Consider the following 9,661-nt stretch of genomic DNA (forward strand, 5'->3'; position numbering starts at 1 on the left):
CTGCACAGTATTCAAAGCCTGGCTTAAGGGCCAGCGCTTTACCTCGATGAGACCGTCGCGGAGAATTTGGTTAGCCCGCTCCTGCACCACCTTTGTCACGCTGGTGTCGGCGGGGCCGCCGCTGGGGGGGTTGTACTTGAAGCCGCCGTCCTGGGGAGGGTTGTGGCTGGGGGTTATCACGATGCCATCGGCCAGTCCGGCTTCGTGGCCTCGGTTGTACTCGAGGATGGCATGGGAAACCAGGGGCGTGGGGGTGTAGCCGCGCCCTTTGGCCACCCGCACATCCACCCCATTGGCCGCCAGTACCTCTACCGCGGTAATCCAGGCGGCCTCGGAAAGGGCGTGGGTGTCCATCCCCAAAAAAAGCGGCCCGGTGATGCCCTGTTCGGCCCGATACTCGGCCACCGCCTGCGAGACCGCCAGAATTTGGGCCTCGTTGAAGGTGCCCGCCAGCGAAGTACCCCGGTGGCCGCTGGTGCCGAAGGCCACCTGCTGGGCGGGGTTCTCGGGGTTGGGCTGCAGGGCGTAGTAGCTGCTCACCAGCCGAGGGATGTTAGCCAGAATGCTGTGAGGGGCAGGTTTGCCCGCCAGGGGATGTAGGCTCATAACGGCTCCTCTGGGAGGAGTCTATTTCAGCTAAAGTCGATAGTCCATAGTCGATAGTCGTCGATGGAAAAAGACCACCCACCTTTGACCCCAGACCCTCAACCATAGACCATGGACCATGAACCAAACAACTACGCTTTTGCCACCTCTTTACCCTTATGCAAGGCCTCGATCTGATCCACCACATACTCAGCAAAGGGCATGGAGGCGGTCCAGGCCGGCGAGATGGCGTTCAGCACGTGCAGGCCCTCCGGGTTGCCCATAAGCATGAAGTCTATCACCAGTTTTTTGTCCTGGTGGTCGTAGAGCTGGGCGCGGATGCCGGGGCGGCCCCAGGTGCGGTAGTTTTCCAGCCTGACCCCCTCGAGCAAGGCCGAGGCCTGTTTGACCAAATAGGCCTGTGAGTATTTTTTGATTTCCTCCAGGGCAATCCCCCGGAAGTTAAAGTCGTTGCGGAAAAACAAAATGGCTTCGTCGCGCAGGATCGAAAGGGCTTCAGCAGCATCGAAACCCTTGAGCCCTTCGTAGTTCTCGCGCCAGAAGGCGGGGATGGCGGTAGGGCCAATTTTGGCCTTGCCGTCTACCGTGACGGTGAAGTGGACGCCCAGGAAGGTGTTGCGCAGGTCGGGCACCGGGTAGATGTTGGTTCGGAGCGCTCCTACCGGCTCTGAACCGTACACATACAGGCCCTTGAAAGGCAGAATGCGGTAGCGCTGGCCAATGCCAAAGTCGTGGGCGACCTTGTCGGCATGAAGCCCCGCGGCATTAACCACAAAGCCCGCGCTGTAGACCTCCTGGGGTGTAATGACATCCTGGCCCCGCCGGGCCTGGTAGGGGCTGTTCAGGCGAATTTCAATCCCCTGGGCTCGGCACTCCGCCGCCATGGCCGCCATGCATTCCTTGGGGTCTACGGTAGCTGTGTTGGGTGACCACAGGGCCAGCTCGGTGGACTTGACCCTGGGCTCGATTTTTTTGGCCTCCTCGAGGGAGATCAGATGGGTCTCGACGCCGTTCAGGTCGCCCCGGCGCTTGAGCTCGCGCAGCCCCTCCACTTCCTGTTCGTTCTTGGCCACCACCAGCTTGCCGCAGCGGTTGATTTTGAGGCCGCGCTCTTCTACAAACTGCTTCCAACGAGCATTGCCCTCGCGCGTAAAGCGGGCTTTGAGGGAGTCGGCAGTGTAGTAAAAGCCGGCGTGCAACACCCCCGAGTTGCGCCCCGAACCGTGTACGGCCAGTTCAGCTTCTTTTTCCAGCACCATAATACTTGCCGCTCGGTTGCGCTTTTTGAGCTCGAGGGCAATCGTCAGGCCCACAATGCCCCCACCGATAATCAGGTAATCGCAGGTTTTCACTCCTCCATTCTATGCGGCGTTTGCACGCATACAGGTTCAGGTGCTGACAATGCGCCGGGTGGGGTAAGGGATGGCGATTCCCTCGGCATCGAGACGCAGCTTGATGCGGCGGCGGAACTCCCGGCCAATGGCCCACTGTTCTTTGGGTTTGGCGTTAAGCAGCACCCGAATCAGGATGCCCGAGTCGGCCAGTTGCTGGATGCCCAGGGTCTCGGGGGGCTGGTCGGTGAACTTGTCGCGCCATTCGGGGTCGTGGTAAAAGGCTTCGGCCTCCGAGCGTATGACCTCCAGGGCCCTGTCCACCGGCGTTTCGTAGGCCACCGAGACATCCACCACCGCCCGGGCCCAGTCGCGGCTCATGACCGTGACCTGCTGGATGGTGGAGTTGGGGATAAAGTGCACCCGACCCTCGAGGTCGCGGAGCACGGTAATCCGCAGGTTGAAGCGCTCTACCCCACCGGAAAGCTGGCCCACCGTAATCACATCACCCACCCCGTACTGGTCTTCCAGCAGAATGAAGAACCCGTTAAGCACATCGCGGATAAGGTTCTGCGCGGCCAGCGAGATACCGAGCCCCACCACCCCGGCTCCGGCCAGCAAAGCGGTCACGTTCAGGCCCAGGTTCGAGAGGGCAAAGAGCACGCCCAGCACCACAATCAAGACCTGCAGTACCGACTCCAGTACGCTCTTGAGGGTCTGGGCCCGCACCTGTTCACGGCTGAACTCGCCGGTGCCCACCGGCACCCGTTGCAACAGACGGGGCACCAGGCGCAGCGCCAGCGAGGTCGCCCCGGCAATCAAAAGCACCGACAGACCCCGCTCACCCAGCCAGACATACAGGGTACGACCCCAGCCGTGCAGGGGCTCGAGCACCACCTCCCAGACATGCAATATGAGCGAGGCAATCATCAGCCCCGTAACCCCCCACCACAACCAGCCCACCACCCGCCAGTAGCGGTCATCCCGCTCGTCCGGGGTCAGGCGGCCCAGCCAGGTCAAGAGGCCCATGCCGCCCCGTCCGACCCAAAAACCCAGAATCAAGAGGCCAATGCTGATGATGGTGCGTAGCCAGACGCTCGAGGTCTCCATCGCTTGCAATTCCTCCTTCTCCCCTGCTGCCTGGCGCTAAACGGCCAGCTGGGCAATTCCAGCCCGCACCCGCTCCACCAGACCTGCCTCCACCACAGCCCTGGCCTTGCGAACGGCGCTCTGCACGGCCCGCCCATCGGCGGAACCGTGGCCGATGAACACCGGGCCTTCCACCCCCAACAGCGGCATCGCGCCGTACTCGGCGGGGTCCATCCTGGCCCGCAAGCCCTGCAAGGCCCCCCGCACCAACAAGGCCCCCAGTTTGGTGAACAGGGAACCCCCGCTCAGCGCCTCCCGCACCCACTTGAAGAGGGTACGCGCCTCGCCTTCGGAAAGCTTGAGCACTACGTTGCCGGTATAGCCGTCGGTGACCACAATATCGGTGGTGCCTTTGAAAATATCGCGCCCTTCCACATTGCCATAAAAGCGAATACCCGGTGTGGCCTTGAGCAGCGGAAAGGTTTTTAGGGTCAGTTCGTTGCCCTTTTCCTCCTCCTCGCCGATGGATAGGAGCCCCACGCTGGGGTTTTCGACCCCCTGGGCCTGGGCATACGCGGTGGCCATGACGGCAAACTGCACCAGCCACTCTGGGCGACAGTCCACGTTGGCCCCGCCATCGGTCAAGTAGGTGCGGCCTCTTTCGCTGGGCAGTTCGATGAGCAAAGTGGGCCGATCCACCCCTTTAATGCGCCCAAGATTGAACAGGGCCGATGCCAGCGTGGCCCCGGTGTGCCCCATGGCCACCACCGCCGAGGCCTCCTTTTGCTTGACCATCTCCATGCACACGTTTATGGAGGCCCGGCGCTTCTTGCGCACGTCGGTGGCATGGTCTTGCATGGTGATGTACTCCGGGGCTTCCACGATGGGCAGGTCGCCCCCTTGTCGCCGCAGTTCCTCCTTGAGCGTATCGGTAGGGCCCACTAAAACGACCGGAATCCCCTGGCTTTTGGCCAGGAGCGCCCCTTCGACCGTGACCCTGGGGGCATGGTCGCCCCCCATGGCGTCTAGCGCAATCGGCTTCATGGAATATAGCCTAAAGCCTAAAGCCGAACAGAAGCCACGCTACCAGGCCACCGGCATGGCCTTGTGGCCGCGAATCACGAACCCACCGGCGTACTCGATGGTGTCGGTGGCCAGGTGGATACTGGGGAGCCGCTTGAGCAGGGTTTGAAAAGAGGTTTGCAGCTCCAAACGGGCCAGGGGTGCCCCAATGCAGTAGTGAATACCCAACCCAAAGGTGAGGTGGAAGTTATCAGTTCGGGTCAGCTCGAGCCGGTCGGGGTCGGCAAACTTGCGTGGATCGCGGTTGCCCGAGGCATACATCAGGGCGACCTCCTGGCCGCGGCGCAGGGGGATGCCCTTGTAGTCGAAATCTTCCAGCACCCAGCGCTCGAACATGGGCAGGGGGGTGTCGTAGCGCAGCAGTTCCTCCACGGCCAGCTTGAAAAACTCGGGCTGGTTTTTGGCCGCGGCCTCCTTGGCCCGTTCCATCTGCTCGAGGTTGCGCGAGAGGGCCAGAAAACCCGCAGTGGTGCCATTGACGGTGGCCTCATGGCCGGCATTGAGCAGCAAAATGCAGTTGGCCACCAGCTCGTCGGGGGTGAGCTTATCACCCTGTTCTTCGACCTGTACCAGCGCCGAAATCAGGTCTTCGCCGGGCTTTTTACGGCGCTCATCGGCCAGTTGCTTGATGTAAGCCGAAAACTCCACCACCGCCTGGTTGGCTTCTTTGGCCTGCGTATCGGTGTAGCCTAGCTCGTATAGCTTCACAATTTTGGCCGACCAGGGGCGCAAGCGGTGGCGGTCTTCCTCAGGAACGCCCAAAAGCTCGGCGATTACCGTTACCGGCAGGGGTTCAGCGTAGTCGGTCAGCAGATCCATCTGGCCCCGGTCTTCCGCACGGTCGAGCAGGTCATTCACAATCTTCTGGATTTTTCCCCGCAGCCCTTCTACCCGGGCCGGGGTAAAGGCTTTCATCATCAGGCCTTTGAGGCGGGTATGCTTGGGCGGCTCGTTGTCGAGCATGTGATTTTCCTGGAAGTGGTCGAAGTCGCGGGTCAGGGGGTTGGGCGGGGGCCAGCCTAGCTCATCGCGCGAGAGGATGTGGGTAATCGAGCGTCCCAGCCGCCTATCGCGCAACAGGTTGGCGATGTCTTCGTAGCGCAAGAAAAAAATTTTGTTCCAGACCTCGTCGTAGAAGACCGGCAAATTCTCCCGCAGGTCGGCCAGGGTGGGGTATGGGTCGTAAACGAACGCAGGGTCGTTGATGTTGAGGTGGTGGGTTTGCATCAATAAAAAAGCATAATCCCCCTTACCCGGGAAGGTAAGGGGGTGCGCCCGACCGGTCGCCTAGGCGCTTACCGACACGTGTTTGTTGAGCCGGGCCACAAAGTTGTTCTTGGGCGCGGCGCCCACCATCACCTCTACCGGCTGGCCGTTCTTGAACAAAATAATGGTGGGAATGCTCATAACCCGGAATTTCATGGCGGTTTGTGGGTTGGCGTCCACATCCAGCTTGGCCACGGTCACCTTGCCTTCGTATTCTTTAGCCAGTTCTTCCATGACCGGAGCCACCATGCGGCAAGGGCCGCACCACTCGGCCCAGAAATCCACCAGCACGTACTGATTTTCCTTGAGGGTTGCGTCAAAGTTTGCATCGTTTACTTCGATAGGTTTGGCCATAGTTGTTTACCTCGCACTGTGGGCCGGGGGAGCCCTTCAAGCTCCATACTCTAGCACGCTTGGCAGGCTGCAGGGGGAGCCGATACACTTTTTATAGTGCAGAATTCGCATTTGCTGGGTATGCCAGAATACATCGAGGCCCAGAAGCTGTGGCAGCAGGGCCGATTTTGGGAGGTTCACGAGGCTTTGGAGCCCCTCTGGCTAAAGCTCTCGGGGTCTGACCGCGAACTGACCCACGGCATCATCCTGCTGGCCGCCGCCCTGCACAAAGCTCGTACCAACCCCAGGGGCGGCTGGCGCAATTTCGAGAAGGCCCTAAAGCACCTGGAAAGCCTCCCTGAAACCCACCAGGGCATCCGGGTAGGAGCCCTGGTGGAAGAGGTACGGCGGGCCTTGCTGCAGGGCACACCTTATCGGCCCGATTTTCCCTTGCTATGAGGCGGTTTGATCGTCCAGGACAGCTTCGGGAGCGTTGCGCTTGACCGAGGCAATGCCGTTTTCCATGGCTGCAGGTGAGCTATACATCTCGCTGCGCCCAATTTCTTGATGGTTGGCGGCCTTGAGCACAAAGTAGGGGTCACCGTTGCTGGCCGTGCGGCGCTCATAGCGCTCGTCCAGAGGGGCGTTTTTGCGCACAGAATCAATACCGTTGAGGGCTCCATCCTTGCTCTGGTAACGCTCGCTGGTGAGAATGGTCTCGCCGTTGCCGGCCTTGAGGTTGAACATATACTGCCCATCTGCTGTGGTGGAGAGCACAAACTTGCCTGCCATACATACCTCCTGAATTGGGTACTGCCAGGTGCTCCAGTAAGCTTTGGCTGGGTGCATGCCCCGGTTTTATTGGGAACGGGTCAAGCATGAGATACTCGGCGACAACCCGCTTACTGTGCTGAGCGCCAGCGATATATTATACCGGATTCAAAAAGACAGTTTACAAAATCAAAAACACCAGAGGCTGTCTTTTTGAATCCTAGAGCACACCCCTCCCTTGAGTACCGGCGCTAGCCGGGGGCCGATGGCCCTTCACTGTCGGTCGGCGAAGAAAGCGTCTCCCTTCCAAGGGGCGGTATCGCCCTCCGCTACGCGGATAACTTCGGTCGGGTTAGTTCGTCACCCTTTGGTGACGAACTAACCGAATCTGGTATTACCTCAATCGCATCCAGAGGATGTGGAAGCTGTGCTCCAGGCTTTTATCGTTTTCCCCTTTCCCTCTCGCCGTGGTAGGGGGTGGCGTCACTGGTGGTTAGTTTAGTGCTCGTTTTGCCCAACAGGACACTGCTGATGGCAAGCCGGTGTCGCCGGGTGAGGGGACTCTAACCAATGCTTCCAAGCAAATGATAAGAACCTGGCTGTGCCCTGGGAGGGCTGATTTGAACATCACCCTCGCTGAGGCAGTCCAAGCTGGCCTTCCCGGAAGGTGTTTTGTCTGTCCCCTGCTGGGTACTGGTTGGAATCGCTCTAGGGGTTTTCCAGCCAGCCCACGGCCCAAACCTCATTCTGGCGAAGCTCGAGGGCAATCGCCCGCAGGTCGGTAGGGGCAGGGCCGTCCAGAAGCACCCCATCGGCGCGGAAACGGCTTCCGTGGCAGCCGCACTCCATAAGGCCGCGCTGGTCGGGCAGCGGAACGATGCAGCCAGCATGGGTACAGGTACGGCTGAAGGCGGTCAGATAGATCGAGCCCGCCTGGAGCACTCGAGGGTTGGGTTTTTGCGGCGGGGGCACCCGCACCAGCAGCGCTTTCTGGCGGGCAAAATCAAAGGGCACATCGGCCCCGACCTCGCCCAGCTGACCCAGCTCGGCAATGCGCTGGGGTGCTGGGGCCTGGGCCCGGCCGGCCCCCGCTACAACCCCGATGGTACTCACCAGCAAGGCTTTGGTGGCTTGTCGACGGGTCACGAGGACTCCTGTATTTCAAAGCTGCTATAGCAATGGGGGTGACCCCGCTTCTGCGTGGGGCCACCCCGCTTGGGGTTAAGTCCGACTAGGCCATTACATCCTGGGGATGCAGGATGGGGCTCTCGGCCCGCGCCTTGAGCACCTCGAGGGCCTCCTGTTCGCTCATGACCGGGTTCTGGAAGCGGATACCCAGGGCCCGGGTCATCAGGGTGAAGTTGTAGGTGTTGTCGATCAAACCTATGCGCACGGCGCCTACACCCCGACCGTACACCCCAAACAGGGTGGGGCCAGCCGTGTGCTGGCCGGAGTTCCAGCCGATGTTGGGCAGGTCGGGTTTGCTGGCGTTGGTCTGGCGCATTACCCAGGACAAAGTGTTGGCAGGCTGAACCCCATAGCGCACCCCGTCCGGCAGGTAAACCCGCTTGGTAATGGCATCCACCACCGCCTGGGCCTGCTCGGGTTTGAGGGTGACGCCTTTGACAGTGCGGAAAATTTCCACTACCTGGTCTGGGCTGGGGTTGTTGCCCAGGCGGCCCAGAATATATTCGAAGGTGCCCTTTTGGCCCTCGAGCTGCAACACCCCCGCGCTGCCCTCGCGGTACGAAGAACCCGTACCGTAGAGTGCAGGAGCCCCACAAACGTGGTCGGAGCCGATGATGAGGAGGGTGTCGGGGTTCTGGTCCACAAAGTTCATCACCACCTCGAGGGCTTCATCGGCAGCCAGGATTTCCCACATGCTTCCGGCAGGGTCGTTGAGGTGGTTGGCGTGGTCGATGCGGGCGGCCTCGACCTGGAGCACGAACCCCCGGGAATGGGCGGCCAGGCGCGGCAGGGCGGCCCGGGTCATCTGGGCCAGGCTGGGCACGTCTACGCCCTGGAAACGCCGGTCAGCCTCGTAGGGTACGTGGCTGCTGCTAAACACACCCAGAAGCTTCGAGGCGTTGGAAGCCTGAAGCTCCCTGGGGTTTTTCACCACCCCATAGCCCTTTTCGGCAAAAGCCGCGTACATGTCCTTCTTATCGCGTCGAACCGCGGGGTCGAAAAATCGGGTACCGCCGCCCAGGTATACTTCAGCGCCAAAATCTAAGTACTGCTGGGCAATCTCTTCTTCGGCGTTGCGGTCTGGGTTGGAAACCACGAAGCTGGCCGGGGTGGCGTGGGTGATGGTGGCGGTGGAGACCAGCCCCACAGCCTTGCCTTGCTGCTTGGCCAGGGCAAAGATGGGAGTTAGTTTGCGCCCGTCGATGTGTATGGCCAGCCCGCCGTTGACGGTCTTGACTCCGGTGCTCCAGGCATTGCCAGCGGCGCTCGACTCGGTAACGAAGCTGGTGAGGCTGTTGGTGTTTTGCAGGCCGCTAACCCCGGTGGCCAAGAAGCGCTCGAGGGCCAGCGGCTTACCCAGTACGCGCCTCGAGTAGAACTGGGCAATGGCATAGTCTTCCCAACCCATGCCGTCGTAAGCGAAAAAAATCAGGTTGCGGGCACGGGCCAGGATGCCCGGCTGGTTGGCCTGGGCGCTTTGGGCCTGGGCCGATAGGGCCGCTGCTGCACCTGCTACGACACCTGCTTTGATTAGGTCTCTGCGTTTCATTCCTGATACCTCCGCAGCATATTTTTTCTGTGGCATGTCATCGGCAAGTCAAAGCAAAGCCCACGGTCAACTATTGCCGTGGCGAACTAGCTCTAGGGCAGTTTGCGGTTTCATCTGAGGAGACCATAGCAAGGTTCACCGCAAACTGGCAATGGCCCCAACAGTCACCACCTCGCCTCCAGGATGATGTTTGCGCCTTCACCCAAAGGTAGTTTCCTGATACCGGATTCAAAAAGACAGATTACAAAACCAAAAAAAACTGTTAGGTTGTTTTTTTTGAATTCTAGAGCACTCCCCTCCCGAACGGTCGGCGAAGAAAGCGTCTCCCTTCCAAGGGGCGGTATCGCCCTCCGCTACGCGGATAACTTCCAAGGGGCGGTATCGCCCTCCGCTACGCGGATAACTTCCAAGGGGCGGTATCGCCCTCCGCTACGCGGATAACTTC

At 60.5% G+C, this 9,661-nt stretch carries 9 protein-coding genes and 1 pseudogene; 1 reads left to right on the forward strand and 9 read right to left on the reverse strand.

The features are described from left to right. The 6 genes and pseudogenes from Mhypo_RS15865 to trxA form a co-directional block, all read right to left on the reverse strand. Positions 1 to 606 (reverse strand): annotated as a pseudogene (locus tag Mhypo_RS15865) (phosphoglucomutase, alpha-D-glucose phosphate-specific); the annotation flags it as partial. A 131-nt stretch (positions 607 to 737) separates the two neighbouring features. Further along, the gene (lhgO, locus tag Mhypo_RS15870; protein ID WP_119342239.1) at positions 738 to 1,958 is read right to left on the reverse strand and encodes an L-2-hydroxyglutarate oxidase; all 1,221 of its coding nucleotides are present in this window, start codon (positions 1,956 to 1,958) and stop codon (positions 738 to 740) included. 36 nt (positions 1,959 to 1,994) lie between these two features. Beyond that, a complete protein-coding gene (locus Mhypo_RS15875; protein ID WP_119342240.1) occupies positions 1,995 to 3,047 on the reverse strand; it encodes a mechanosensitive ion channel family protein in 1,053 nt (350 codons plus the stop codon). Positions 3,048 to 3,083: 36 nt separating this feature from the next. Then, on the reverse strand, positions 3,084 to 4,070 hold the full coding sequence (gene plsX, locus Mhypo_RS15880) for a phosphate acyltransferase PlsX (protein WP_119342241.1): 987 nt from the start codon (positions 4,068 to 4,070) through the stop codon (positions 3,084 to 3,086). A gap of 39 nt (positions 4,071 to 4,109) precedes the next feature. Beyond that, positions 4,110 to 5,336 carry a cytochrome P450 gene (locus Mhypo_RS15885; RefSeq protein WP_119342242.1) on the reverse strand — a complete coding sequence of 409 codons (1,227 nt, stop codon included), beginning with the start codon at positions 5,334 to 5,336 and terminating at the stop codon, positions 4,110 to 4,112. A 60-nt stretch (positions 5,337 to 5,396) separates the two neighbouring features. Next, positions 5,397 to 5,729, reverse strand: a complete 333-nt coding sequence (trxA, locus tag Mhypo_RS15890; protein WP_119342243.1) for a thioredoxin — start codon at positions 5,727 to 5,729, stop codon at positions 5,397 to 5,399. Positions 5,730 to 5,825: 96 nt separating this feature from the next. Between trxA and Mhypo_RS15895 the strand changes: the two genes are divergently transcribed. Continuing rightward, positions 5,826 to 6,167, forward strand: a complete 342-nt coding sequence (locus Mhypo_RS15895; protein ID WP_240637292.1) for a DUF309 domain-containing protein — start codon at positions 5,826 to 5,828, stop codon at positions 6,165 to 6,167. Here the strand turns inward: Mhypo_RS15895 and Mhypo_RS15900 are convergent. From Mhypo_RS15900 to Mhypo_RS15910, 3 genes are all read right to left on the reverse strand, one after another. Continuing rightward, a complete protein-coding gene (locus Mhypo_RS15900; RefSeq protein ID WP_119342245.1) occupies positions 6,162 to 6,500 on the reverse strand; it encodes a YegP family protein in 339 nt (112 codons plus the stop codon). The genes Mhypo_RS15895 and Mhypo_RS15900 overlap by 6 nt on opposite strands. A gap of 687 nt (positions 6,501 to 7,187) precedes the next feature. Then, on the reverse strand, positions 7,188 to 7,625 hold the full coding sequence (locus Mhypo_RS15905) for a QcrA and Rieske domain-containing protein (protein WP_119342246.1): 438 nt from the start codon (positions 7,623 to 7,625) through the stop codon (positions 7,188 to 7,190). A gap of 85 nt (positions 7,626 to 7,710) precedes the next feature. Continuing rightward, a complete protein-coding gene (locus Mhypo_RS15910) occupies positions 7,711 to 9,216 on the reverse strand; it encodes an alkaline phosphatase (protein ID WP_119342247.1) in 1,506 nt (501 codons plus the stop codon). Positions 9,217 to 9,661: the final 445 nt, after the last annotated feature.

Source organism: Meiothermus hypogaeus (assembly GCF_003574035.1).
In the GTDB taxonomy this organism is placed as follows: Bacteria; Deinococcota; Deinococci; order Deinococcales; family Thermaceae; genus Meiothermus; species Meiothermus hypogaeus.

What these genes read in the sequence shown, in the direction of transcription:
- Mhypo_RS15875 (WP_119342240.1), bottom strand. Translation starts at nt 3,047, where the DNA reads ATGGAGACCTCGAGCGTCTGGCTACGCACCATCATCAGCATTGGCCTC.
- plsX (WP_119342241.1), bottom strand. Translation starts at nt 4,070, where the DNA reads ATGAAGCCGATTGCGCTAGACGCCATGGGGGGCGACCATGCCCCCAGG.
- Mhypo_RS15885 (WP_119342242.1), bottom strand. Translation starts at nt 5,336, where the DNA reads ATGCAAACCCACCACCTCAACATCAACGACCCTGCGTTCGTTTACGAC.
- trxA (WP_119342243.1), bottom strand. Translation starts at nt 5,729, where the DNA reads ATGGCCAAACCTATCGAAGTAAACGATGCAAACTTTGACGCAACCCTC.
- Mhypo_RS15900 (WP_119342245.1), bottom strand. Translation starts at nt 6,500, where the DNA reads ATGGCAGGCAAGTTTGTGCTCTCCACCACAGCAGATGGGCAGTATATG.
- Mhypo_RS15910 (WP_119342247.1), bottom strand. Translation starts at nt 9,216, where the DNA reads ATGAAACGCAGAGACCTAATCAAAGCAGGTGTCGTAGCAGGTGCAGCA.